This window comes from Microbacterium sp. NPDC077644 (genome assembly GCF_040702785.1).
Classification (GTDB): Bacteria; Actinomycetota; Actinomycetes; order Actinomycetales; family Microbacteriaceae; genus Microbacterium.
The window spans coordinates 944570-969688 of record NZ_JBFBME010000002.1 but is presented as its reverse complement, the minus strand read 5'-3'; the positions used below and the strand labels follow the sequence as shown (position 1 = coordinate 969688).

22 protein-coding genes are annotated in these 25119 nt (G+C 68.8%); 9 read left to right on the top strand and 13 right to left on the bottom strand.

Going from position 1 to position 25119, the window contains the following annotated elements:
- Positions 1-33: 33 nt before the first annotated feature.
- The 3 genes from AB0269_RS11670 to AB0269_RS11660 form a co-directional block, all read right to left on the bottom strand.
- Positions 34-2922 carry a glycoside hydrolase family 3 N-terminal domain-containing protein gene (locus AB0269_RS11670; RefSeq protein WP_366211367.1) on the bottom strand — a complete coding sequence of 963 codons (2889 nt, stop codon included), beginning with the start codon at positions 2920-2922 and terminating at the stop codon, positions 34-36.
- A gap of 198 nt (positions 2923-3120) precedes the next feature.
- Positions 3121-3357, bottom strand: a complete 237-nt coding sequence (locus AB0269_RS11665) for a YbdD/YjiX family protein (RefSeq protein WP_366211366.1) — start codon at positions 3355-3357, stop codon at positions 3121-3123.
- Between the two features lie 14 nt (positions 3358-3371).
- Entirely contained in the window at positions 3372-5657 is a 2286-nt protein-coding gene (locus AB0269_RS11660; RefSeq protein ID WP_366211365.1) for a carbon starvation CstA family protein, read from the bottom strand.
- A 169-nt stretch (positions 5658-5826) separates the two neighbouring features.
- Here AB0269_RS11660 and AB0269_RS11655 point away from each other — a divergent pair, with 169 nt between their 5' ends.
- From AB0269_RS11655 to AB0269_RS11635, 5 genes are read left to right on the top strand one after another with little or no spacing between them, the layout of a single operon-like run.
- On the top strand, positions 5827-6369 hold the full coding sequence (locus AB0269_RS11655) for an ECF transporter S component (RefSeq protein ID WP_366211364.1): 543 nt from the start codon (positions 5827-5829) through the stop codon (positions 6367-6369).
- Positions 6370-6429: 60 nt separating this feature from the next.
- Positions 6430-8148, top strand: coding sequence for an energy-coupling factor transporter ATPase (locus AB0269_RS11650; RefSeq protein ID WP_366211363.1), 1719 nt, complete (start codon positions 6430-6432; stop codon positions 8146-8148).
- Positions 8145-8978: an energy-coupling factor transporter transmembrane component T gene (locus tag AB0269_RS11645; protein WP_366211362.1), complete on the top strand. Its 834-nt coding sequence runs from the start codon at positions 8145-8147 to the stop codon at positions 8976-8978. The genes AB0269_RS11650 and AB0269_RS11645 overlap by 4 nt, the downstream gene beginning before the upstream one ends.
- Before the next feature lie 10 nt (positions 8979-8988).
- Positions 8989-9864 (top strand): siderophore-interacting protein, encoded by an 876-nt coding sequence (locus tag AB0269_RS11640; RefSeq protein WP_366211361.1) that lies wholly within the window; start codon positions 8989-8991, stop codon positions 9862-9864.
- Entirely contained in the window at positions 9861-10415 is a 555-nt protein-coding gene (locus AB0269_RS11635) for an ECF transporter S component (RefSeq protein ID WP_366211360.1), read from the top strand. The genes AB0269_RS11640 and AB0269_RS11635 overlap by 4 nt, the downstream gene beginning before the upstream one ends.
- Before the next feature lie 9 nt (positions 10416-10424).
- On the opposite strand, the gene AB0269_RS11630 is transcribed toward AB0269_RS11635, so the two are convergent.
- The 4 genes from AB0269_RS11630 to AB0269_RS11615 form a co-directional block, all read right to left on the bottom strand.
- Entirely contained in the window at positions 10425-10781 is a 357-nt protein-coding gene (locus AB0269_RS11630; protein WP_366211474.1) for a type II toxin-antitoxin system PemK/MazF family toxin, read from the bottom strand.
- 2 nt (positions 10782-10783) lie between these two features.
- Entirely contained in the window at positions 10784-11005 is a 222-nt protein-coding gene (locus tag AB0269_RS11625) for a ribbon-helix-helix domain-containing protein (protein ID WP_366211359.1), read from the bottom strand.
- Positions 11006-11067: 62 nt separating this feature from the next.
- Entirely contained in the window at positions 11068-12231 is a 1164-nt protein-coding gene (locus tag AB0269_RS11620) for an acyl-CoA dehydrogenase family protein (protein ID WP_175986697.1), read from the bottom strand.
- A gap of 153 nt (positions 12232-12384) precedes the next feature.
- A complete protein-coding gene (locus AB0269_RS11615; RefSeq protein WP_366211358.1) occupies positions 12385-13311 on the bottom strand; it encodes a M15 family metallopeptidase in 927 nt (308 codons plus the stop codon).
- 82 nt (positions 13312-13393) lie between these two features.
- On the opposite strand from AB0269_RS11615, the gene AB0269_RS11610 reads away from it, so the two are divergent.
- Positions 13394-14437 carry an Rv2578c family radical SAM protein gene (locus AB0269_RS11610; RefSeq protein ID WP_366211357.1) on the top strand — a complete coding sequence of 348 codons (1044 nt, stop codon included), beginning with the start codon at positions 13394-13396 and terminating at the stop codon, positions 14435-14437.
- A 32-nt stretch (positions 14438-14469) separates the two neighbouring features.
- Entirely contained in the window at positions 14470-15009 is a 540-nt protein-coding gene (locus AB0269_RS11605) for a YaeQ family protein (protein WP_366211355.1), read from the top strand.
- Between the two features lie 24 nt (positions 15010-15033).
- Here the strand turns inward: AB0269_RS11605 and AB0269_RS11600 are convergent, their stop codons facing one another.
- Positions 15034-17325: a DEAD/DEAH box helicase gene (locus tag AB0269_RS11600; RefSeq protein ID WP_366211354.1), complete on the bottom strand. Its 2292-nt coding sequence runs from the start codon at positions 17323-17325 to the stop codon at positions 15034-15036.
- Positions 17326-17559: 234 nt separating this feature from the next.
- Here AB0269_RS11600 and AB0269_RS11595 point away from each other — a divergent pair, with 234 nt between their 5' ends.
- Entirely contained in the window at positions 17560-18456 is an 897-nt protein-coding gene (locus tag AB0269_RS11595) for an aldose 1-epimerase family protein (protein WP_366211352.1), read from the top strand.
- A 147-nt stretch (positions 18457-18603) separates the two neighbouring features.
- Here the strand turns inward: AB0269_RS11595 and AB0269_RS11590 are convergent, their stop codons facing one another.
- The 4 genes from AB0269_RS11590 to AB0269_RS11575 all read right to left on the bottom strand — a co-directional run bounded on the left by AB0269_RS11590 (position 18604) and on the right by AB0269_RS11575 (position 23144).
- Positions 18604-21765 carry an efflux RND transporter permease subunit gene (locus AB0269_RS11590; RefSeq protein WP_366211351.1) on the bottom strand — a complete coding sequence of 1054 codons (3162 nt, stop codon included), beginning with the start codon at positions 21763-21765 and terminating at the stop codon, positions 18604-18606.
- A 17-nt stretch (positions 21766-21782) separates the two neighbouring features.
- Positions 21783-22349, bottom strand: a complete 567-nt coding sequence (locus tag AB0269_RS11585; RefSeq protein ID WP_366211350.1) for a TetR family transcriptional regulator — start codon at positions 22347-22349, stop codon at positions 21783-21785.
- A 73-nt stretch (positions 22350-22422) separates the two neighbouring features.
- Entirely contained in the window at positions 22423-22782 is a 360-nt protein-coding gene (locus AB0269_RS11580) for a CrcB family protein (RefSeq protein ID WP_366211349.1), read from the bottom strand.
- Positions 22779-23144 carry a CrcB family protein gene (locus AB0269_RS11575; RefSeq protein ID WP_366211348.1) on the bottom strand — a complete coding sequence of 122 codons (366 nt, stop codon included), beginning with the start codon at positions 23142-23144 and terminating at the stop codon, positions 22779-22781. The genes AB0269_RS11580 and AB0269_RS11575 overlap by 4 nt, the downstream gene beginning before the upstream one ends.
- A 139-nt stretch (positions 23145-23283) precedes the next feature.
- Between AB0269_RS11575 and AB0269_RS11570 the strand changes: the two genes are divergently transcribed.
- A complete protein-coding gene (locus AB0269_RS11570) occupies positions 23284-24270 on the top strand; it encodes a squalene cyclase (RefSeq protein WP_366211347.1) in 987 nt (328 codons plus the stop codon).
- Here the strand turns inward: AB0269_RS11570 and AB0269_RS11565 are convergent.
- Positions 24249-25049 carry a MerR family transcriptional regulator gene (locus tag AB0269_RS11565; RefSeq protein WP_366211346.1) on the bottom strand — a complete coding sequence of 267 codons (801 nt, stop codon included), beginning with the start codon at positions 25047-25049 and terminating at the stop codon, positions 24249-24251. The genes AB0269_RS11570 and AB0269_RS11565 overlap by 22 nt on opposite strands.
- Positions 25050-25119: the final 70 nt, after the last annotated feature.

Below are 25119 nucleotides of genomic sequence, written 5' to 3'. Positions count from 1 at the left end.
CCGGGGAGCCCCCGGCCGCGCATCGTTCAGGTGTCAGTCGACGGACTCGGATACGGCGGAATCGACGGTCTCCACCGCGGGCCGGTTGCGACTGCGCAGCGTGCGGAACAGGATCCATGCGATGCCGGCCGCCACGAGCACCCACAGCGCGATCGTGAGGATCTGCACCCAGATCTCCCACGGCGCCGGGTTGTACGTGAGGGAGGCGCCGGGGGCGATGCCGTTGACCGCGTTCGAGTTCGCCACCGTGTACAGGACGTTGTGGATCGCGAAGCGCAGGTTCTGCTGCGCGAACGCGCTGTCGGTGTCCTCCACCGTCTTGAAGTTCTCGAACGTCAGCATGTGGTCGGTGCCCTGCGCCGCCCAGGCCTGGTCGGTGTACATGAAGTCGTACAGGTTGAAGTCCGTGATGACCATGCCGCGGAAGCCCCACTCCTCACGGAGCACGTCGTTCATGAGCGCCGCAGAACCGCCGGCCCAGGTGGCGCCGATCCGGTTGAACGAGCTCATCACCGCAGTGCTGCCGATCTCGGTGGTCTGCGCCTCGCCGTCCGCGTCGTAGTAGGTCACCTCACCGGCGGCGTCCTTCACGATGAGCTCGAACGGCTTCAGGTACAGCTCGCGGATCGTCTGCTCGGTCGCCCAGGTCGACAGCCCCTTGCCGTTGACGCGGTTGGTCTCCTGGTCGTTCATGGCGAAGTGCTTCGTGAAGCTGTAGACGCCCTTGGTGAGCGCGCCGTCGACGACGGCGGTACCGAGCGCACCCGAGAGCAGCGGGTCCTCCGAGTAGTACTCGAAGTTGCGGCCGGCGAACGGCGAGCGGTGCAGGTTCACGGCGGGCGCGTACCAGCCGTTGGAGCCCATCGTCAGAGCCTCGTTGCCGATCGCGACGCCCATCTGCTCGGCGAGGTCGACGTTCCAGGTCTGTGCGATCAGGTACTCGGAGGGGAACGCCGTCCCGGTCCACAGATCGGGGTTGATGAACGAGCTGAAGCCGGCCGGTCCGTCGAGATCGTCGGTGCGGATCTTGCCGATGTCCTCGATCGCGGCGGTGTTGTACGCGCCGCTGGTCAGCAGCGCCACCACCTCGTCCTCGTCGAGCTGGTCGAGCAGCTGCTCCCAGGCCGGGTGGTCCCACGGGAGACCGCGCAGGTCGATCAGCGACAGGCCGTTCTCGGCGCCCCAGGTCGGCTCCTCGGCGTCGGAGTCGGATGCCGCCGCGGCGGCGTCGTAGGGCTCGTAGGCCGCGACCGTGGCGTCGCTCGCGACGAGGTCGTCGCCCTCGGGTGCCGTCGGGAACGTACCGGCGAAGTCCGCGCGGGAGAACGCAGTGCGAGCCCCGGAGGTGAACTCCTCGGTGATGTCATCGAACCGGTTCGTGGCCGGGGTGTCGTCGCTCGCGCGGCCGTCCGTGTACTCGACGGTCGAGCCCACCTCGTACGCGATCGGGGCGATGCCGTCGGCCACGGTGTGCGAGTCCTTCTGCACCGTGATCTCGTACTCGCCCTGCTCGAGCACGTATGCTCCCGCACCCTCGCTGTCGTAGGACGCCATGTCCTCGACCGCGAACGTCAGGGTCACGGTCTCGGATGCTCCGGGCTCGAGCAGACCGGTCTTGCCGAACGCGCCGAGAACGACGTGCGCCTTCTCGATGCCGCCGGGGGTGTACGGGGCCGAGTAGTAGAGCTGCACGACGTCCTTGCCCGCGACATCTCCGGTGTTCGTGACCTCGACGTCGACCGAGATCTCACCGTCGGTGCCGCCGAGCTCCTGACCGGTCAGCGCCCAGTCGAAGGTCGTGTAGCTCAGACCGAATCCGAACGGGTAGACGACGGCCTCGTCGTAGTCGATGAACCCTTCCTCCGCTGCGGTCTCGTAGTACCGGTAACCCGAGTAGATGCCCTCCTCGTAGTCCACGAAGTAGGCGGAGTCGATGTTCGAGTAGGCGAAATCGCCGAAGTTCACGAACGTCGGGTCGGCCGTGAAGTCGGACGAGAAGATGTCGACCGTGCGGCCGGAGGGGTTCACCTCACCGGAGAGGATGCGGCCGAGCGCGCTGAATCCTGCGGCTCCGGGCGAGCCGGCGAGGATGATGCCGTCCACGCCCTCGTCCTCCTCGAGGATCCCGAGCTCCATGGAGGTCGAGGCGTTGACGACCACGACGACGTTCTCGAAGTTCTCCTTCGCGAGGGCGAGCAGGTCCTTCTCGTCCTTGTTCAGCTCGAGCTGATGCTGACCGGGCTCGGCGTTCTCGTCCCAGGCCTCCATGTTGGTCGCCAGGTCGCCGCCCTCGCCGCCGCCGCGACCGATGACGATCACCGCTGCGTCCGCGAAGGAGGCGAAGCTGTCCAGCGATGCGGAGGAGTACTCCGAGACGGGCATCTCGCCGATGTTGTAGTTCGACTTCTCCGGCTCGTCCATCACGATGTTTGTGCGGCCGCCCTCGGAGGCGGGGTTGGCCTCGGCGAAGTCTGCGAGCTGCTGGTAGACCGTGTCGTTGACGGTGAAGCCCGCATCCTCGATGCCCTGACGGATGTTCACGGCCGTGCGGGTGTCGGCCGTCCCCGAACCGGAGCCGCCGTACACCGGGTCGGCCGCACCGCGCCCGAGCAGCGTGACCGCACCGGTCTGGATCGGCAGCGTGCCGTTGTTCTTGACGAGGACCATGCCCTCGTCGGCGATGTCGGCCACGAGCTGCGACGAGGCGGCCTTCGCCTCGTCCACCGTCTCGTAGTCGGCGGTGTAGTAGTCGGTGTCGAGGTCGTCCGTTCCCTCGGCCTTGTTGACCGTGTACGTTCCCGTACCCATGTAGGACTCGATCGCGCCGCGGAACATGCCGATGGCGACGTTCACCCCGACGGCGAGGATCGCCACGAAAGCGACGATCGGAATCCAGATGGCAAGGAACTTCTTGTTCGACATCGGCGCCTTAGCCGTGTGAGAGCCCAATGCTGTCTCCTCTGTGCAGACGCCTCCCACGATGGAGGCGGATGATGACGGCCTGCGCCGTACTCCTTCATCCATCTCATCTGCTCAGCAGGGCCGAGACCTCGTCGATTTCCTAACCTGTCGCTTTGGACGCATGAACTGCATCCGAAGCATAGGTTGCCCGGCGCCTTCTCAGCAGCAGCGGGCTCCCGGGTTGCGGTCCTGCTCGTCCATGCGGTCGCGCCAGAACTGCCGCTCGGTCATGGGCTGCTCGTCCGGATGCGTCCGCCGGTGATGCGCGAGATACGTCTCGTAGGCGGTGTCGCCCATGAGATTGCGCATGTACCAGCGGATGCCGCGACCGGCCCTGACCGCCCACGCGGCGAGCGCGCGGAGCGGGTCGGTCACGGCATCCGTCTGATTCGTCATGGAATGTGATCCTCTCAGTGCGCCGACGTCCGGCGCTCGTCTGCCAGGATCGGCTCCCATTCCTTCTCGAGCTCGCGCTCGGCCTTGGTCGGGATGAAGCCGGCGGGCGCGTAGCGCTGGGACGCCACCGGCTCGTCCTCGGTGTTCTCGCCGCCGCCGTTCCGGATCGCCTTGATCGTCACGAGGATCGCGACGATCATCACGATGATCGCGAGCACCACGAAGATGATCGACAGTGTGCCCTGCACGGCGGTGTTGCGGATGACGGCTTCGAGCACGGCGGTCTCACCGAGGCTCGTGTCGCCCGACGCGAGCGCCTCCTGGTACTTGAAGTTGTTCGCCCAGTAGCCGATCGCGGGCACGGGGGAGAAGATCTTGTACATGGATGCCGTGATGGTGACCACGGCGGTGAAGGCGAGCGGAAGAGCCACGATCCACAGCCAGCGCAGGTAGTTCTTGCCGCGCTTGGCGACGATCGCCATCACCACGGCGAGCGCGATGGCCGCCAGCAGCTGGTTGGCGATGCCGAACAGCGGGAAGAACGTGTTGATGCCGCCGAGCGGGTCGGTGACGCCGAGGATGAGGATGTAGCCCCAGCCGGCGACCATGATCGCGGTGCAGATCCAGACGCCGGGACGCCACGAGACGTCGCGGAACTTCGGGAACCAGGCGCCGATCGTGTCCTGCAGCATGAAGCGGGCGACACGGGTGCCGGCATCCACAGCCGTGAGGATGAACAGCGCCTCGAACATGATCGCGAAGTGGTACCAGAACGCCATGAGCGCCTGACCGCCGAGCGCCTGCTGCATGATGTGCGCGAGGCCGAGCGCGAGCGTCGGGGCGCCACCGGTGCGCGAGACGATCGACGGCTCGCCGACGGCCTGGGCCGTGCCGGTGAGGATCTCCGGCGTGATGTTCACGCCCGTGAGCCCCAGCGAGTTCACGAATGCCACGGCTCCTTCGACCGTGCCGCCGGTGGATGCCGCCGACGCGTTCATCGCGAAGTAGATGCCCTGGTCGATCGAGATCGCGGCGACGAGCGCCATGATCGCGACGAACGACTCCATGAGCATCCCGCCGTAGCCGATGAAGCGCGTCTGACGCTCCTTCTCGATGAGCTTCGGGGTCGTCCCCGACGAGATCAGGGCGTGGAAGCCCGACAGAGCACCGCAGGCGATCGTGACGAACAGGAACGGGAACAGGGGCCCGGCGAACACCGGGCCGAGGCCGTTCTCGCCGAAGACCGTGACGGCGGGGACCGAGATCTCCGGGCGCACGATCACGATCGCGCCGGCGAGCATCACGATCACGCCGATCTTCATGAAGGTCGACAGGTAGTCGCGCGGTGCGAGCAGCAGCCAGACGGGCAGGATCGCGGCGATGAAGCCGTAGATGATGATGCCCCACGCGATGACGCCGCGGTCGAGGTGGAACATCGCTGCGCCCCACTCGGTGCCGGCAACCCAGCCGCCTCCGACGATCGCGGCCATGAGCAGCACGAAGCCGATGATCGAGACCTCGGTGACCTTGCCCGGGCGGAGGAAGCGCAGGTAGACGCCCATGAACAGCGCGATCGGGATGGTCATCGCGACCGAGAAGACGCCCCACGGGCTCTCGCCGAGCGCGTTGACGACGACCAGGGCGAGGATCGCCACGATGATGATCATGATGAGGAGCGCGGCGATGATCGCGGCCGTGCCGCCGATCTTGCCGAGTTCCTGGCGAGCCATCTGGCCGATGGTGCGCCCACCGCGGCGCATCGAGAAGAACAGCACGGTGTAGTCCTGAACGGCACCGGCGAGCACGACGCCGACGATGATCCAGATCGTGCCGGGGAGGTAGCCCATCTGCGCGGCGAGCACGGGCCCGACGAGCGGGCCGGCGCCGGCGATCGCGGCGAAGTGGTGGCCGTAGAGGATGCGCCGGTCGGTGGGGACGAAGTCCTTGCCGTCCTGCTTGACCTCGGCGGGCGTCGCACGCCGGTCGTTCGGGCGCGTGATGTAGCGCTCGATGACCTTGGAGTAGAAGCGGTAGCCGATCAGGTAGGTGCAGACCGCGGCGAACACGAACCAGATCGCGTTGACGGTCTCACCGCGGACGATCGCGAGCATCGTCCAGGCGACGGCGCCCAGCAGCGCGATCGCGGCCCAGAGGATGATCTTCGGCAGGGTCCAGCGGGATTCCTTGGCGTCCTGCTCAGGAGTGAGAGAGGTGGGCGGGAGGTTCGGGTCGCCGACGAGCTCGGGCTCGCCGTCCAGGGTGGCGCCGGCCCGTGAGCGGCGCGAAGAAGGTGATGACATGGATGCTCCTTGTGTGCGCGTCATTGCGTGATCCAACGCTAGGAACCGGACGGTGCCGATGCGGGGCGATCGGCGGGCGGATGCGACGAGCGGCACCGACCGGGCGACGAACGGCTTTTCACCGGTCGCCGCCGGGCCCGTGCGACGACCGCGCCGCTAGGCTGATCTGGTGCCGAAGAACCGCGTCCCGTCGACCCGCGTGCTGCTCATCTGCGCCGCTGTCGGCGTCGCGACGGGACTCGTCTCGGCCGGATGGGCGGGCCTCCACGTCATCGCCGCAGCGGGCGCGATTCCGCTGTACGGACTCGTCCTCGGATTCCACGTCCTCCCCGGGGTCATCGCCCAACAGGTTCTGCGGGCGCCGTGGGTGGCACTCATCACGCACGCGATCGCCGCACTGATCGGCCTCGCCTTCGTCCCCGCCATGGCGGGGCGCTATCTGCTCGCCGCCGTCGTGTTCGGGGGCGTGCAGGAGGGCGTGTCCGCCCTCACCCGGTACCGGCACTGGGAGCCCTGGCGGTTCCTGCTGTCCTCCGCCGTCACCGGAGTCGTGATCGCCGTGCCGCTGTGGTTCGCATTCCACGTCTCGACGCTCGCACCATGGGCGGCGGCCGGCTTCGCCGTGCTCTTCGTCATCGGCCCTGTGGTGTGGACCCTGATCGGGCTCGCGATCGGCAGCGCCCTGCGCAGAGCGGGCGTCATCCGCGTCTGACCCGTCGCGCCCCGCATGCGGTCGTATGCGCATCAGGTAAGGCTCAGCTAACCTGAAGGGGTGCCTCCGTCCGCGCCTCTTCTCCGCGTGCGTGATCTGTCGATCACCCACGCCGGCGCGACGCACCCCTCGCCGAGGTCCGTCAGCGTCGATGTCGCGCCCGGCGAGGTCGTGCTCGTGCTCGGCCCGAGCGGATCGGGCAAGTCCACCCTGGCGCTGGCGTTGAACGGCCTCATCCCCCAGTCGGTGCCCGCGACCGTCACCGGCTCGGTCGAGGTCCGGGGCCGGAGCACCGCCGAGACCCCGGTGGCCGACCTCAGCGCCGACGTCGCGATGGTGTTCCAGGACCCGGATGCGCAGATCGTCACGGGCACCCTGCTCGACGAGGTCGCGTTCGCGCTCGAGAACCTCCTCCTTCCGGTCGACGAGGTGCTCTCGCGGTCGGAGCAGGCACTGCGCCGTGTCGGCCTGTGGAACCGTCGCGGGTGGAACCCCGATCGCCTCTCCGGCGGAGGGCGCCAGCGTCTGGCGATCGCGTGCGCCATCGCGATGGGATCGCCCGTGATCGTGCTCGACGAGCCGACCGCGAACCTCGACGCTCAGGGCATCGACGACGTCTACGAGGCGCTCGCAGATCTCGTCGCATCCGGCGATCGGGCGATCATCCTCGTCGAGCACAACCTGGATGCCGCGATGCGCTTCGCGACCAGGGCGATCGTCCTCGACCAGCAGGGGCGACTCGCGTTCGACGGCCCGGTCGGGCAGGTGCTGCGCGAGCACACCGACGAACTGCTGACGATGGGCGTGTGGCTGCCCGCCGCGACACTCGCGGGTCGGATGCTGCGCGAACGCGGCATCCTGCCGGCGGAGGCATCGCTGCCGCTCACGCCGGATGAGTTGGCGGGGATGGTGGGCGACCCGCAGGGGGATCTCCCCCACGGGGCGTTGAGCGAGCGCAGCGAGACGAAACGGATTGAGCGAGCCGAAGGCGAGTCGAAATCGGCCGCGGCGATCGTCCACGCCCGGAACCTCACCGTGAAGCGCGGACGCGCCGAGATCCTGCACGGCATCGACGTCGACATCCCCGCAGGTTCCCTCACCGCCGTCGTCGGCGCGAACGGCGCCGGCAAGACGACGCTCATCCAGGCGCTGGCCGGGGTCGTCCCTCCGCCACGCGGCCGCGTCATGATCGACGACCTCGACCCGGGTCGGGCATCCCCGCGCGAGATCGCCTCGCGCATCGGATTCGTGTTCCAGAACCCCGAGCACCAGTTCATCGCGCACACCGTCTTCGACGAGCTCGCCCACGGGCTCCGCCTTCGCCGCGTGCCGGATGCCGAGATCGCGGACCGCGTCGCCGAGATGCTCCGACGGTTCGGACTCGAGCACAAGGCGGAGGTGCATCCGTTCCTGCTCTCCGGCGGCGAGAAGCGGCGGCTCTCGGTCGGCACAGCCCTGATCGCCCGCCCCGGTGTGCTCGCCCTCGACGAGCCGACCTTCGGGCAGGACCGCGCCCGCGCCGACGAACTGCTGCGCCTGCTGGAGGACCTGCGCGCCGAGGGGACCACGGTCCTCATCGTCACGCACGACCTGCAGCTCGTCGCCGACCACGCGACGCATACCGTGATCCTCGCCGAGGGGCGGGTGCACGCGTCGGGACCGACCGCCGAGCTGTTCGCCGCGGACGGGCTTTTTGAGTCGGCGGGCCTCCGCCTCCCCGCGCTGCACCGCGCCCTGAACCCGCGGCTGCGCGGCATCCTCGCGGAGGCCGCCGGATGACCGCCATCACCTCGCCCACGGCGACCGTCGACCCGTATTCGCCCGGAGTCCCGGCCCCGGCACGGCTCTACCTGAACCATCTCAATCCTCTGGCCAAGGTGGCGGCGGTCCTGCCGGCGATCGTCCTGCTCGTCTTCGTGCAGGATCTCGAGACGCCGCTGTGGTTCATCGCGCTCGCCTATGCGCTGATCCTGTCCGGCACCCGCATCGCCGCGCGCACGGCGGCGCTGCTCTTCCTCGCGATCCCTCTCGGTGTCGCACTCATCGGATTCGGGTTCTCGCTGTGGGTGGACGCCGCCGGCGTCGACGGCACCGCGCCGCTGCTCCGGGTCGGCGGGTGGACGCTGTTCACCGGCGCCCTCGAGATCGGGTTCGCGACCGCCCTGCGACTGGCATCCATCCTCGCCCTCGCCCTCATCGGCGGGCTCACCACGACCGGGCCCGACCTCGTGCGCGCGAGCATCCAACAGCTGCGCGTTCCGTACCGGATCGGTTACACGGCGCTGGCCGCCTACCGCTTCGTGCCGCGGTTCGGGTACGAGCTGAGCGTGATCCGCGCAGCCCACCGGGTGCGCGGCCATCACGGCGGCGGCGGGCCGTTCGCGCGCCTGGCCCGCGGCTGGGGGTACATCGTGCCGCTGCTGGCCGGTGCCATCCGGCATGCCGAGCGCGTCGCCCTGGCGATGGATGCCCGCGCCTTCGGCGCCCACCCGACACGGACCGAGCGGCACCTCGTGCCGTTCCGCACCCGCGACACCGTCTTCATCGCCGCCTTCATCGCGGCATCCGCCCTGATCTTCGCGCTCACGTTCCCGTGGGCACCCGCCTGAGAGGCACAGCATGGCATTCAGCAAACAGGTCAAGCCGCACAGCACGGAGCTCATCCCCCTCGAGGTGCTCCGCACTGAACGGCTCGCGCCGCACTGGATGCGCGTCACCCTCGGCGGCGGCGAGATCGAGAAGTATCGTCCGATGGGCTACGACCAGTGGTTCCGGCTGTTCATCCCGGTCGCCGGAGACGCCGGACTCGAACGCGTACCGGCGAAGGCGCACAAGCTGTTCGGCTACCTCAAGTTCCTGCGGATCCCCGACGGCGAGCGACCGGTCATGCGCAACTACACCGTGCGCGCGTACCGGCCGGCCGCGGGCGATCGCGGAGCCGAGATCGACGTCGACTTCGTCCTGCACGGTTCGGCCGCCGACGGCACGGCGGGTCCGGCATCCCGCTGGGCGGAGACCTGCGAGCCGGGCGACCGCGTGCTGATCATCGACGAAGGGCTGATGTTCAACCCGGAGCGCGGCACCGATCGCGTCGTCCTGGTCGGCGATGAGACCGCGGTGCCGGCGATCGCCTCGATCTGCGCATCGCTGCCGGAGACGGCATCCGGAACCGTCATCATCGAGGTGCCGAGCCAGGACGATGCGCTCGGTTTCGCGCATCCGGTCGGCATCACCGTTCAGTGGATCGTGCGGCCGCACACTGCCGAACCCGGGTCGCTCGCGCTCGAGGCGCTGCGCGGGATCACACTGCCGGATGCCCCGTTCCACGCGTATGCGGCGGGCGAACAGGCCCTCGCATCCGGAGCGCGCAAACAGCTCGTCACCGAGCGCGGCGTCGATCGGAACGCCGTCAGCTTCTGCGGGTACTGGAAGGTCGGCGCCGCATCGCCGAGCTCGAAGACCGCCCGTGAGATCGCCGCGGAGCCGCTGGCATGAGCGGCACCGCGCCGCGCAGATCGGCGATGCCGACGACGCTGCTGCTGACCTGCGCCGCGCTCGGCGTGGCCGGCGGGCTGCTGCTGGCGCCCGCGAACTGGCTCTCAACCGTGCTGCTGTCGCTGGGCAACCCGACGCTGTCCGTGGCGATCACGGGACTGTGGGTGCTGCCGTCGGTGATCGCGCTGCGCCTGTTGCGCCAGCCCCTGGTCGGCATCCTCGTCGGCATCATCGCCGGCCTCGTGATCGTGCCGTTCTCAGGGTACGGCTTCTACAGCGTGATCACGAACGCGTCCTGGGCGCTGCCGGCCGAGCTGCCGTTCATGCTCGTGCTGTGGCGCTACTGGAAGACCTGGATGCACTACGCCGGAGCGGCCGTGCTCGGTGTGGTCTACCCGCTGTTCTCGTGGGAGTTCTTCCACATGGGATCGCAGCCGCTGTGGTCGCAGATCCTCTTCTTCGCGGTCACCTTCGCCAGCTGCATCGGCGCGACCGCACTCGGCATCCTCATCGCCGACCGGCTGCGCGCCGCCGGCGTAGGGCGGCGCTGAGGGCGCTGCTCACAGCGCGAGATGCGTCCGGAGCGTCTCGTCGATCGCGCCCATGAGCTCGGCGGGAACCCAGCCGACAGGACGGATGACTCGTTCCACCGCGATCGTGCGGATCTGCTCGGCCTGAGCCTTCGAATCCCGATCGAGACCCGTCGTCGCTGCCGGAAGCAACACCTGAAAAGGCAGCACCCGCGTGATGTTCGACGTCACCGGCACGACGGTGATCGTCGCGTTCGGAGTGCGCGCGGCCACGCCGTTCGCAGCGTTGTTGCTGACGATCACTGCGGGCCGCGTTCTGCGGGATTCCGACCCCACCGCCGGATCCAAGGACACCACGACGATCTGGCCCCGGCGCAACAGGCTCACGGTCACGCCGACGCCAGTCCGTCGTCGGCCGCGAGGTCCCAGTCCTCGTCGTAGCCCTCGGCGAACGCTTCCGCGTAGGCGTCCGCGAGGCGGCTCTCCCGCAGAAGTCGAACAGCGTCCTGCACTGCCGCCGAGCGCGACGCGTACCGCCCGCCCAGCGCTTCCGAGTCGAGGAACGCCAGGTCGGATTCGCTCAGGCTGAGACTGATCTTCGTGGTGCCCATGCGGGCCATGCTACTCCGGTGGCACCGAGAGTGCTACCGGAGTAGCATGGCCGGCAAGCGCGTCAGCGCTTGCCGGCGATCTGACGGCCGACGAGGTCGCGCATGATCTCGTTCGTGCCGCCGTAGATGCGGTGCACGCGGGCGTCGGTGAAGGCCCGGGCGATCGGGTACTCCATGATGTAGCCGTAACCGCCGTGCAGCTGCACACCCGTGTCGAGCACCTCCCACTCGCGCTCGGTGGCCCAGTACTTGACCTTGGCGGCATCCTCGGCGGTGAGCTTGCTGTCCTTGTAGGCGAGCAGCGCGCGGTCGATGTACGCCCACATGACCTCGGTCGTGGTGACCATGTCGGCGAGCTGGAAGCGGGTGTTCTGGAAGTCGGCGATCCGCTCGCCGAATGCCTCGCGGTCCTTCGTGTAGGCGATGGTCCAGTCGGTCGCGGCCTGCGCGGCAGCGGCCGCGGCGACGCCGATCGAGAGGCGCTCGAGGGGCAGGTTCATCATCAGCTGGATGAATCCCTGGCCCTCCTTGCCGCTGATGAGGTTCTCATCGGGCACGAAGACGTCGGTGAAGCTGAGCTCGGCGGTGTCCCAGCCGTGGAAGCCCATCTTCTTGAGCTTCTTGCCCTGGTCGAAGCCCTCCATGCCCTTCTCGAGGATGAGCAGGCTGAACGCGTCGGGACGGTTGCCCTCGCCGGTCTTGACGAACGTGACGACGATGTCGGCGGTGGTGCCGGACGAGATGAAGGTCTTCGCGCCGTTGACGATGTAACCGCCGTCGACCTTCTTCGCATTGGTCTTGATGCCACGGAGGTCAGAACCCGCACCCGGGTCGGTCATCGCGAGAGCGCCGAGAACCTCGCCGCTGGCCATGCGGGGCAGCCACTTCTCCTTCTGCTCCTGCGTGCCCATGTGCACGAGGTAGGGGACGGCCAGGTCGTCCTGGATGCCGAAGGCCCCCGCGAGGGAACCGGCACCGGCCGCGATGACCTCTTCCATGACGATCGTGCGGAAGCGGTAGTCCTGCAGCATCCCGGCGCCGCCGAACTCCTCGGGGACGGAGAGGCCGATCAGGCCCGCCTCGCCGGCGGCGAGCATGGTCTCGCGGTCGATCTCGCCTGCGGCTTCCCACTTCTCGATGCTCTCGGTGCTCACGTGCCGCTTGACGAAGTCCTTGACCAGGTCGCGGAATGCCTCGTGGTCCTCGTCGTAGATGTCGCGTTCCATGCCGTCCTCCCGAACGTGTCTGGCTTCTTTGCTCCGGTGAGTCTATGCCGGAGTGCGGATGCCGCGGCAGGGCGTTGTGAGAATGCATCCCACGATGCGTGAGACCGGGTTCCGCGTTTGTGGGATGCCACAGAACCGCCGGATCACGCGGATTCAGTGCGCGTAGTCGGGGGCGGCGGGCAGTCCGAAGAACTCCTCGAGCGTGCGATACTCGCCCTCGTGATACGCGGCGGCCAGCGACGGGCCGATGTACCGCAGATGCCAGGGTTCGGGTTCGTAGCCGGTCGTGCCGGTCGCGCCCGATTCGTACCGCACGATGAACCCGTACTCCCACGCGTGCGCTGCGACCCAGTCACTCTCGGGCGTACCGCCGAACCCGGCGATCTCGCCGCATCCGGCACTGCATGCGACGACGTCGACGGCGAGACCGGTCTGGTGCTCGCTGAACCCGGGGCGCGCGGAGCCCCGGTCGGCGTTCTCCTGCCCCTCAGTGCTCACGAAACCGGTGTAGTTCGACACCTGGAGCCGATAGGAGCGGTAGGAGTTGTTCATGCCGAGCGAACCCGCGCCGGCGTCCGCGAGATCGGTGGCCATCGCGCCGAGGGCGGTGGCGGCATCCGGGTGGATCAGGCGGGATGCCGTCGTCTGCTGGATCGGGGAGACGACGAGATCGGCGGGGACGTAGTCGGTCGGGGCGAGGGGCCGGGCCTTGTTGACGACCACCCACGCGCGGGCGGGGTCCGCGAGCGAGATGCAGGGAGCATTGCCGGCGACGACCGCATCGCGGAACACGACGCCTCCGCCGAAGGCCTCCACCACCGCCTCATCGTCTCCTGCCTCGAGCGCTCCGGCCACGGACGCGTCGGCGCACGGATCGGCGGCGAGGGTCGACGCGACCTCGACACCAGGAAGCTGGGCCGCGGCCGCCGGGGCCGGCGGCACGGCGGCGTCGACGGCCATCGGCACGTCGGCCAGCGCCCACAGCGCTCCAAGAGCGGTGACCGCGATCCCGATCGGCAGGGCGATGGGGAGTGCACGGTGCGGACGCGACGCGTGCCGCGGGTACCGGGCGTCGCTCATCGTTCCATTGTCGCTTAAGTCGGATCGAACATAATTCGCACGTCGGGTTGACTTGTTATCGATTCTTTGTTCGAATATTCGCATGCGGTGGCAGGGACAGACGATCGACGACGAGGATGCCGCAGCGCTCCCCGGCCTTGAGAACCGCACCGGCATCGTCCGCTCGGTGACGACGCCCGAGTTCGCCGGCATGACCTTTCATGAGGTCCTGGCGAAGTCGGCGCTCAATCATGTTCCGGGCGGATCTCGGATGCCGTTCAGCTGGACGATCAACCCCTACCGGGGATGTTCTCACGCATGCGTCTACTGCTTCGCTCGTGGGACGCACGAGTACCTCGATCTCGACGGCGGCGGAGACTTCGACTCGCAGATCGTCGTGAAGACGAATGTCGCCGAGGTCCTGCAGCGCGAGCTGCGCCGCGGCAACTGGAACCACGAAACCGTGGCTCTCGGCACGAACACCGACCCGTACCAGCGGGCGGAGGGGCGCTACCGGCTCATGCCCGACATCATCCGGGCTCTGGCGGAGTCGGGCACGCCGTTCTCGATCCTCACGAAGGGCACGCTGATCCGTCGCGACATCCCGCTGCTGGTCGACGCCGCGAAGTCGGTGCCCGTCGACGTGCAGATGTCGATCGCAATGTACGACGACGATCTGCAGCATTCGATCGAACCGGGCACGCCGTCGACGCAGGCGCGTCTCGACACGGTCCGTGCGCTGACGGATGCCGGGTTCCGCATCGGGGTCTTCCTCATGCCCGTGCTTCCGCACCTGACCGACTCGGTGGAGCACATCGATCACGCGCTCCGACGCATCAAGGAATCCGGCGCCGACCACGTCATCTACGGCGCGCTGCACCTGCGCGCCGGCGTCAAGCCCTGGTTCCTGCAGTGGCTCGGGCGCGAGCATCCCGAGCTGATGTCGTCGTATCGCGGGCTCTACCCGGGGGCTGCCGCCGACGCGCCGAAGGCGTACCGGCAGTGGCTGGCGAAGCGGATCCGACCGCTGATCCGCGCGCATGGACTCGAGGCCCGGCACTCCGACGACGCCTATCCGGCGCGAACGCTCACCCGGCCGGCCGTCCTCACACCACCGGCGCCTCCCCCGCAGCAGACGCTGTTCTGAGCCCGGCACCGCGCCGCGTAGGCTCGAGAGCTATGGCAATCGGTTCGACGATCCACACGTTTGCGGTGCAGCTGGCAGACATGGACCGCGGCGTCTACGACGATCTCGCGCTGCGCGTGGCGAAGCATCCGTCCGAGACCGACGCGTACATGGTGACCCGGTTGCTGGCCTACTGCCTCGAATACGTCGACGGGATCGAATTCGGTTCGGGCATCTCGTCCACGGACGAGCCGGCCGTCATCGCGCGCGATCTGACCGGCGCCGTCACGGCGTGGATCGAGGTCGGCGCCCCCGATGCCGAGCGCCTGCATCACGGCAGTCGGCTCGCCGAACGCGTCGCCGTGTACGCGCACCGCGATCCCGTCAAGGTCATCGCGCCGTGGGCAGGCAAGAAGATCTACAACGCCGAGGCGATCGAGGTGTTCAGTTTCGACCCCGGATTCGTCGACCATGCGGCAGGACTTCTCGAGCGCCGCAACGCCGTCACGCTGACCGTGACCGAGCGGCAGCTCTACCTCGACCTGAACGGCACGACGCTGAGCTCCGCCGTGCACGCGCGCCCCGCGGTGTGAGTGCGGGGCGCGCGCCGACGGCGATCAGGCGGTGAGGTCGGCGTCGGACGGCATGCGCCCGGCGAGCTCCTCGATAACGTCGTCGCCGATGCGCGCCTGTTCGAACGGCGCGTCGATCTCGGCGCGCTCGAGCAGCTCGTTCATGCGGCGCTGGCGCTGACGCGTGATGAGCGTGACGACCCGGCCGGAGCGGCCCGCACGCCCGGTACGACCGGCACGGTGCATATACGTCTTGTACTCGTCGGGCGCATCGGCCTGGATCACCAGATCGATGTCGTCGACGTGGATGCCGCGGGCTGCGACATCCGTCGCGACGAGCACGTTCACACGACCCGAGGTCATCTTCTGCAGGTTGCGCGTGCGCTTGGCCTGGTTCAGGTCGCCGTGCAGCGAGACGGCCGGGATGCCGGCATCCTCGAACTGCTCGGCGAGCATCTCGGCATAGGCACGGGTGCGGGCGAAGATGAGAGTCTTGCCGTCGCGGTCGACCATCGACGTGAGGATCTCGGCCTTGTCGCGGTGGTCGATCACGAGCACGCGGTGGTCGATCGTGCTCGAGTCCTGGTCCTCGCCGGCGACCTCGTACACGGCGGGGTCCACGAGGAACTCGTCGACGAGGGCGGCGACCTCGCGGTCGAGCGTCGCCGAGAACAGCAGCTTCTGGCTGCCCTCCTGCGTGTGGCGGAGGATCCGCTGCACGGGCTCGACGAAGCCGAGCTCGCACATGTGGTCGGCCTCGTCGAGCACGGCGACGCGGCAGTCGGACAGGTCGAGCTTGCCCTGGTTGATCAGGTCCTCGACGCGACCGGGAGTGCCGATCACGATGTCGACGCCCTTCTTGAGCGCGCCGACCTGGCGGCCCTGCGGCACGCCGCCGTAGATCTGCGTGGTGAACAGGCCGACGCTGCGGGCGATCGGCTGCACCGTGCGGTCGATCTGCAGCGCGAGCTCACGCGTCGGCGCGAGGATGATCGCGCGCGGCGCGCGTCCGATCTCGCGGCGCTTGCCGGCCTGCGAGGTCAGGATGCTCTCGACGAGCGGCGCTCCGAACGCGATGGTCTTGCCCGAGCCGGTGCGGCCGCGGCCGAGCACGTCGCGTCCCTCGAGGATCGACGGGATCGTCGCGCCCTGGATCGGGAACGGGGCGGTGGCGCCCATGTTCTTCAGCGTCTCGACGATGTTCGAGCCGAGTCCGAGATCGGCGAACGTCGTGCCCTCGAGCTCGGGAGCGGCGACGACCTGGGCCTCGAGGCGCTCGTGGACGACGTCCTCGGTCGGCTCGAAGCGGGCCGGAGCCTGCTTGTTCCAGTCGTCGCGGCTCGGACGCTGCGCGCGGTCGTCGCGACGCGGACGGTCGGTCGCGCCCCGGTCGTCGCGGCGCGGACGGTCGTCGCGGTCGAAACGGGGACGGTCGTCACGACGCGCGTGGTCGTCACGGGTGAACGGACGACGGTCATCGCGAGCGGGGCGCTCGTCGCGGTTGAAACGCGAACGGTCCTCGTTGCGACGCGGACGGTCGTTGCGGTCGTTCGCGAACGGACGACGGTCGTCGCGAGCCGGGCGCTCGTCTCGACCCGACGACCGGCGGTCGTCACCACGGTCGTTGCGATCGTTGAACGGACGGCGGTCGTCGCGGGCCGGACGATCATCGCGGCTCGACGAACGACGGTCGCCCCCGCGGTCGTCGTTGTAGCGAGGACGCTCGTTCCGGTCGCTGTGGAAACGAGGACGGTCGCCCTGGAACCGGGGACGCTCGCCCTGGAACCGGGGACGCTCGCCGCCGCGCTCGTCGCGACGGGGACGGTCCTCGTACCGGCGGTCGCCGGTGGCGCGGTCATTGCCGTACCGCGGACGCTCGCCGTACGAGCCGCGGGAGTCCTGCGAGCGCTCGTCGCGGTGATGCGGTGCCTCGCGGCGCCCGGAAACGGCGCGGCCGCGGATGCCGCGAGCCTCGTCACGACCGGCGCGCTCCTGGTCGGTCCAGCGGCGCTTGGGCGCGCCGCCGTCGGCCTCGGCGGGGCGGTAGCCGCGATGACTCGGGCTGCGGCTGCCAGGCCGCTGCCAGGCCTGCCCTGAGCCTGTCGAAGGGCTCTTGCTGCCGGGGCGGCGGTCGAAGCCGCGATCGGACGTGCGGCTGCGGTCGGAGGAGAAGCCGCGGTCGCCGGCATCCGTGCGCTCGTCACGGGCATCACGATCGGGGCGACCGGCACCGGGCCGCCCGCCGGCGTGACGGTCGCGGAACGAGGTCTTCTTCGCGTAACGCGGCTCGAAGTTGCGGGACGGGCGACCGCCCTTGGGCTTGCCGTTCTTGGGCATGGTGTTTCCTGACTGTCTCTGACACGAGAACAGCATCCGCAAGCGGCGCACAGAGATCAGCGCACGGCGGACATACCCGAGCATCCATCGGCCGGGGCCATTCATGTGATGGTTAATGAACCATCGGCCCCTGGGCTCACACTTTGATTCAGATCCCCCGCGTGACGCGGGTGCCCGAAGCCGACATCCCAAGCCTACCGGACGCACCTGGGAGAGCCCTCGTACGATGTGCAGGTGACCTCCCTCTCCCCCACAGGAACCCAGATCCACCTGACCCGCAGCGCCGTGACGGCGCAGATCGCCCAGGTCGGAGCATCCCTGCGCGGCCTCGCCGTCGGCGGGGTCGACCTCGTCGCCCGCTATCCCGAGGACGTGCCCACGCCGTCGTGCTCCGGTGTCGTCCTCGCACCGTGGCCGAACCGCATCCGAGACGGCAGGTGGTCCGACGGCGGAACGGTGCGCCAGCTCGCGATCACCGAGCCGAAGTTCGACAACGCTAGCCACGGACTGCTGCGCTTCACCGCCTACGAGATCGGGCAGGCGGATGCCGCGGCCACCCTGAGCGCGACGATCCACCCGCAGACCGGGTACCCCTACGAGATCGCGACGACGGTCACGTACACGCTGACGGATGCCGGCATCCTGGTCACGCACACCCTGACGAACCGGTCGGATGCACCCGCGCCGGTCGCGCTCGGCACCCACCCGTTCGTCACGATCGGGGATGCCGACGCGCGCGAGCTCGTGCTGCGCGTTCCGGCTGCGACGCAGTTCGACGTCGACGATCGGATGCTGCCGACCGGCACCTCGCCGGCACCGGAGTCGCTACGAGACGGCGTGCGGCTCGGAGACGTCGAACTCGACACCGGCTTCACCGACCTCACCCGTAACGCGGACGGGCGTGTGCGGCACACCCTCACCGCCCCCGACGGCCGGCAGCTCACGCTCTGGCAGGGCGAGGGCTTCGACTATGTGCAGGTGTACACGAGCACGGGATACCCGGGGCAGGACCTCGCCGTCGCCATCGAGCCGATGACGGCTCCCGCCGACGCGTTCAACAGCGGTCTCGGCATCCGACGCCTGGCGCCCGGCGAGACCTGGACTCTGGAGTGGGGCATCGAGCTGGGCTGAGCCCCCGCCCCGCCCCGCCCGCACGCACGCGCGCCTCCCCGCACGCACGCCTCCCCTCCCACAGACCTCTCCGTACCTACGAAACCTCCCCGTATCGACGTGAATACGACGGGGTCTCGTAGCTAGGGAGAGGTCTGTGCGGAGGGGTCAGTGGTGCTCGCGGAGCTCGCGACGAGTGAGCGGGTGGTCCGGGTGGTCGGGGTTCTCCGGGTCCTCCGGCGCGGGGTCGTCGCTGCCGCCCGACGCCGCGGCATCGGGCCCCGCCTTGCGGGCGGCCCGGCGCTCGCGCGCGCCCTCGACGAGGTTGTAGAGCGTCGGCAGCACGATCAGCGTCAGCACGGTCGACGACACGAGACCGCCGATCACCACAATCGCGAGCGGCTGCGAGATGAACCCGCCGTGCCCGGTGATCCCCAGCGCCATCGGCGTGAGCGCGAAGATCGTCGCGAGCGCCGTCATGAGGATCGGCCGCAGACGCTTCTCACCGCCGGCCATCACGGCATCCGCCGTCGACAGTCCCTTCTCGCGGTACTGGTTCACCAGATCCACGAGCACGATCGCGTTCGTGACCACGATGCCGATGAGCATCAGCACGCCGATCAGGGATGCCACGCCCAGCGGCACGCCCGTGACGATCTGCAGCAGGATCGCGCCCGTCGCGGCGAACGGCACCGACACGAGCAGCAGCAGCGGCTGGCGCAGCGACTTGAAGGTGGCGACCATGACGACGTAGACGATGAGGATCGCCGCGAGCATCGCGAGTCCGAGCTGCGAGAACGAGTCGGCCTGCTGCGATGCGACGCCTCCGACCGAGGCGGACGCGCCGTCCGGCAGATCCACAGCCTCGAGCGCCGCGTTCACCGACGCCGTGGCGGTGGCAAGGTTGTCCGATGACGGCGGCACCGTGATGGTGACGGTCCGCCGGCCCTGCTCGGTCGTGATCGACGTCGGGCCCTCGGCCTGCTCGACGGTCGCGACATCCTGCAGCTCGACGAGCCCGGTGGCGGTCGGGATCGTGAGCGTGCGCAGCTCGTCGATCGTCGCCGGCGGCTCGGATGCCGCGAGATACACGGTCAGCGCGGTGTCGTCGAGCTCGACGGAGCCGATCTGCTGCGGACGCATCGTGCTCGACACGAGCGATCCGACCGCGACCTCGCTCAGCCCGCGCGCCGCCGCCTCGTCGCGGTCGACGACCACGGCGATGTAGGGCAGGGATGCGGCGAGGTTGTTCGTGACCTGGCCGATGCCGTCGCGTCCCTCGAGCTCGGCGGTCACGGCGTCCGCCGCCTCGGAGAGCGCGTCTCCGTTCGGTGCGGTGATGTCGACCTCGATGTCGGTGGACCCGAATCCGGCGGAGGCCGCGACGCTGATCTCGCCGACGTCCTCGAGACCGTCCACAGCATCCTGCACGTCCGCGCGGAGCCTCTCCTGGTCGACGCCCGACTCCGTCATGATCGAGTACGTGACACCGGCACCGCCGGAGAAGGCGTCGCGCAGCGCCGAACCGCTCGAACCGATCGACACCTGGATGTTCTCGACGCCGTCGATGCCCTCCAGGGCGTCCTCGACGACGGCGGCAGCCTCGTCCTTGGCCTCGAGACTCGCGGACGGGCCGAGGTCCTGCGTCACGGTCATGGTGTTCTGACCGGTGTCGCTGAGGAAGTTGATCTTCATCAGCGGCGCCGCCGCGAGCGTTGCGCCGAGCACGACGACGGCGATGATCACCGTGAGCCCCGAGTGCTTCAGAGTCCAGTGCAGGATCGGCCGGTAGCCGCGCTGCAGGGCGGTGGGCGGAGCATCCGGGTGCTCGGGGTCGATCACCTCGCCGTTCTCGTCCGTGAGCTCCTTGCCGGGCTTGAGGAACCAGTACGCCAGTACCGGCACGATCGTGAGCGCCACGAGGAGGGATGCGACCATCGCGATCGTGACCGTCATCGCGAACGGCCGGAACAGCTCGCCGACCATGTCGCCGACGAACACGATCGGCAGGAACACCGCGACCGTCGTGATGGTGGATGCCGTGATCGCCGCCGCGACCTCCTTCACCGCCAGCCGGATCGCATCGCCCTTGTCGGCATCGCCGACGTAGTGCCTCTTGATGTTCTCGATCACGACGATCGAGTCGTCGACCACGCGTCCGATCGCGATCGTCAAGGCGCCGAGGGTGAGCACGTTGAGCGAGTAGCCGAACGCCTGCAGTCCGATGAGCGTGATGAGCACGCTCGTCGGGATCGAGATCGCCGTCACGAGCGTCGAGCGGATCGACAGCAGGAACACGAGGATGACGATCACCGCGAACACGAGCCCGAGAAGACCCTCGGTGGCCAGCGTCTCGATCGACTGCACGATGAACGGCGCCTGGTCGAAGACGACCGTGAACTCCGCATCGGGGAAGCTCGCCTTCAGGTCGTCGATCGCGGCGATGACGCCATCGGACACCTCGACGGTGTTCGCCGCGGGGAGCTTGGTGATCGAGATCGACAGCGCCTCTTCGCCGTTGACGCGCGAGATCGAGGTCACCGGCTCCGTGGTCAGTTCGACGGTCGCGACATCGGCGATCGTGGCATCCGTTCCGACCAGCGGAAGCGCCGCGAGCTCGTCGACCGAGGTGATCTTCGCGCCGGTCTGCACCGTCAGCGTCTCGCCGTCCTCGGTGATGTCGCCGCCGGGGAACAGCGTACCGTTCTGATCGAGGGCATCGCGGATCGCCTGCGTACTGACGCCGGCTGCGGCGAGCTCGGCCTGGTCGGGCGTGATCGTGATCTGCTGCCCGAGCCCGCCGATGATCTCGGCGGCGTTCACGCCGTCGACGTCCTCGAGCGCGGGGACGGCGACGTTCTCGAGATCGGCCTGCGCGGTCTCGGCATCCGCGAACCCGGTCACCGCGACCTGGATCACGGGGAAGTCGTCGATCGACACCGAGAGCACCTGCGGCTCGACGTCGGCGGGCAGCGTGGAGGAGATCCGGTTGATCGCCTGCTGCATCTTCTGCTCGGCGGTCGCGAGGTTCTCGCCGTACGTGAACGTGGCCTGGATGATCGAGGCGTTCGTCGTGCTCGTCGCGCTGGTCTCCTCAAGCCCCGGCACCCCCTGGATCGCCGTCTCGATGGGCGTGGAGACGTCGTTCTCGACGACCTCGGGGGATGCCCCGGGGTAGGTCGTCATGACGACGAGCGAGGGCAGCTCGAGCGAGGGGATGAGCTCCTGCTTGAGGTTCGTCAGGGCGAGCCCGCCGAACACGGCGGCGACGATCGTGATGAGGGCGATCAGCGCACGGTTGCGCAGACTCAGAACGGCGAGTTTCGACACGACTGGTTCTCTCTGGGTCAGGTGGTGCTCTGGTCGCCTGCGAGGATGCCGGCGAGCGCTGTTTCGATGATGTGGCGAGGCAGCGGAACGTCGTTGATCTGCGAGTGCCACAGTACGCCGTCGATGAAGACGGCTGCAGCCGTCGCCCGCTCCGTCCCGTGCGCGGGTTCGAGCATGCCGATGATCGCGTGCGAGAACGTCCGGATGAGCTCACGGAGCTTCGGGTCGTGCACGGCGGCGGTGACGACAGCGCGATCGGCGTGCACGGCCGGCGCATCGGTCAGCGCAGAGCAGACGAACTCGGCGATCGACGCGGCGGAGGCGCCGTCGGCGGCGAGCGCGTCGCGCATCTGCTGCAGGTGGGCTTCGACGTGTTCGACGAGAAGCGAGAGCGCTGCCTCGCGCAGGTCGTCGAGGGTGTCGAAGTACTGCGTCGTGGCGCCCAGCGGCACATCGGCGCGAGCGGCGACCATGCGGTGCGTGATCGCGGCGATGCCGACCTCGACGATCAGCTCGGCGGCGGCGAGCACGATCGCGCTCCGCCGGGCCTCGGGATCGCGACGACGACGCGTGGACTCGGACATCATCCTCCTGGACATCTGTACATGTACTTTTGTACAGAACGGTTCCTGTGCGGTGGCTGAGTCGTGTGCCTGCTCAGATCAGGAAGCCGACGCCGAGTCCGGCGAGTGCGGCGAGCACCGCGCCGGCGAACGTTCCGATCACGTGCCCTGCCGCCGCGGGCCGCTCGCCGTCGCGCCACAGCGCGATCGCATCGAGCATCGCCGTGCTGAAGGTCGTGTACCCGCCGAGCAGACCCGCCCCGACGATGAACGCCGCATCGGGGACGGATGCCGTGACCACCCCGAGCGCGAACGACCCGGTGAGGTTGACGACGACGATCCCCCACGGGAAGCGCCCGCGTGCCAGTGACATGACCCCGACGTCGACGAGATAGCGCAGGCCTGCGCCGACGCCGCCGGCGACGGACGCGAGCACGAAGGCGAGGGGCGTCACGCCTGTCGCCTCCTGCCGATCCGCATTCCCGCGACGACTGCCGCGACGCCGAGCACGATCGTGAGGGCGGCGTAGCCTGCGGCGAGCAGCGGCGCCTGCGACCAGAGCCCGACCGCGCCGACCGCGAAGGCGCTGTAGGTCGTGAACCCGCCGAGGATGCCGGTGCCGAGGAACACCCGCCGGTCCGAGGAGCCAGGCAGTCGTGCCGACAGCAGGCCGATGAGCAGGGCGCCGACGACGTTCGCGATCAAGGTCGCGACAGGGAATCCACCGGCATCCGGGACGAGAAGCCCGATGCCGAGCCGGGCTGCGGTGCCCAGCATCCCGCCGATGACGACGAGGAGCAGCCGGCGGAGGGTCACGCGGCAACTCTAGTCCGGGCATCCGCCCGCCTCGATCCGGAGGAGATCTCACGGACGGGAGGACGGATGCCGGGCGCACCGCCCTCCGTTTCGTGAGATCTCCTCCCGTGCACGCCGCGAGCGGAGTAGCCTGCGGGGCATGCCGGCTTCCGCACAGACCCTGGAATGGCTTCTCGACTCCGACCCGGCGATCCGCTGGCAGGTCGAGCGCGACCTGGTCGGGGCGCTTGAGGAGGTGTGGCAGGCGACGCGGGAGCGCGTCGCGACGGAGGGTTTCGGCGCAGCACTGCTGGCGAAGCAGGACGCGGACGGCCGCTGGGCGGGCGGCGCGCATTTCCCGGCCGGGTTCTTCGACAGCGACGAGCGCGAGGAGCCGGGCCAGCCGTGGCTCGCGACGAGCTGGTCGCTCAAGGACCTGCGCGAATGGGGCGTGGATGCCGCAGCACTCGAGGGCACCGTCAGCAGGCTCGCGGAGAGCTGCCGGTGGGAGTACGACGACATGCCCTTCTGGGGCGGCGAGGTCGACGTCTGCATCAACTCGTACACGCTCGCAGCCGGGGCGTGGCTCGGCGCCGATGTCTCGCGCCTGGTCGCGTGGTTCCCGGCGCACCGCCTCGCGGACGGCGGGTGGAACTGCGAGGCCGAGGAGGGCGACTCGGTGCGCTCCTCCTTCCACTCGACGCTCAACGCCGTGCGCGGCATCCTCGCCTACGAGCTGTTCACAGGCGACCTCTCGATGCGCGAGGCACGGCACGGCGGCGAGGAGTATCTGCTCGAACGGGGGCTCATGCGGCGGGCGTCCACCGGGGAGATCGTGGGGGATTTCGTGACGGAGTTCGTCTACCCGAACACGCATCGGTACAGTGCACTGACGGCGCTCGATCACTTCCGGGATGCGTCGCTCGCAGAGGGCTCAGCCCCGGATGCACGGATGCACGAAGCCGTCGAGCTCGTGCGCTCGATGAGGCAGCCGGACGGCACCTGGTTGCAGACGACTCCCCTCCCCGGACGGACGTGGTTCGACGTCGACGTCGGGGAAGGGGAGCCGTCGCGCTGGCTGACCCTGATCGGCACACGAGTGCTCGACTGGTGGAACGCCGGCTATCAGAGGTTCGCCTCGGCGTAGATGCGCAGCGCGTCGCGGACGAACTCCGCGCCGCGTGTGCTGCCGTCGGCCGTGGCGTAGTTCGCGCCGAAGCGCGGGTCGGCGACGTACATCTCACCGAGTCCCGTGACGTACGCCTTGACCTCAGCATTCGGTCCCTGAGCCTGTCGAAGGGCGGATGCCGGCGTGCCGGGCACTCCGGTCAGCCAGTCCACGTGGCGCTTCGCGAGCGCCTGGGCCTCGTCGGACTCGGGCGCGGCTCCCCTCTCGGCGGCGGCGCTCCAGTCGCGGGAGAGGTCGGAGACGAGCTGCTGCCAATCGGCCTTCTCGTCGGCGGAGAGACTCCGCCACCAGCGGTCGCCGTCGGCGTAGGCCTTCTTGCCCCAGCGCTCCTCGACCTCGTCCTTGTACCGGGTGTGATCGAACCCGTCGAACATGTTCTCTGCCATGAGAGATTCACCTGCTTTCAGTGCGTTGATGGTTGATTCGACCGCCGCGATCTGCCGCGACAGCCGATTCTGCTCCTCGCGCAGGTACGCGAGGTGCGTCTCGAGAGCGGATGCTTCGCGCACTCCCTCGCGGGAGAGCACCTCAGCGATCTGCGGCAGCCCGAGCCCGAGCCCGCGCAGCAGCAGGATCCGCTGCAGGCGGACGAGGGCCGCCTGGTCGTAATGCCGATAGCCGTTGCCGGCGACGCGCGACGGGGCGAGCAGTCCGATGTCGTCGTAGTGACGCAGCGTCCTGCTCGTGGTTCCCGCCAGCTTCGCGATCTCCTGGATCGACCAGTCCTGTGCGCTCACAGCATCCCTTCCGTTCTCGATACTTCAACGGTAGAAGTTGACGCTACGTCAAGGTCAAGCCAAATCTCGA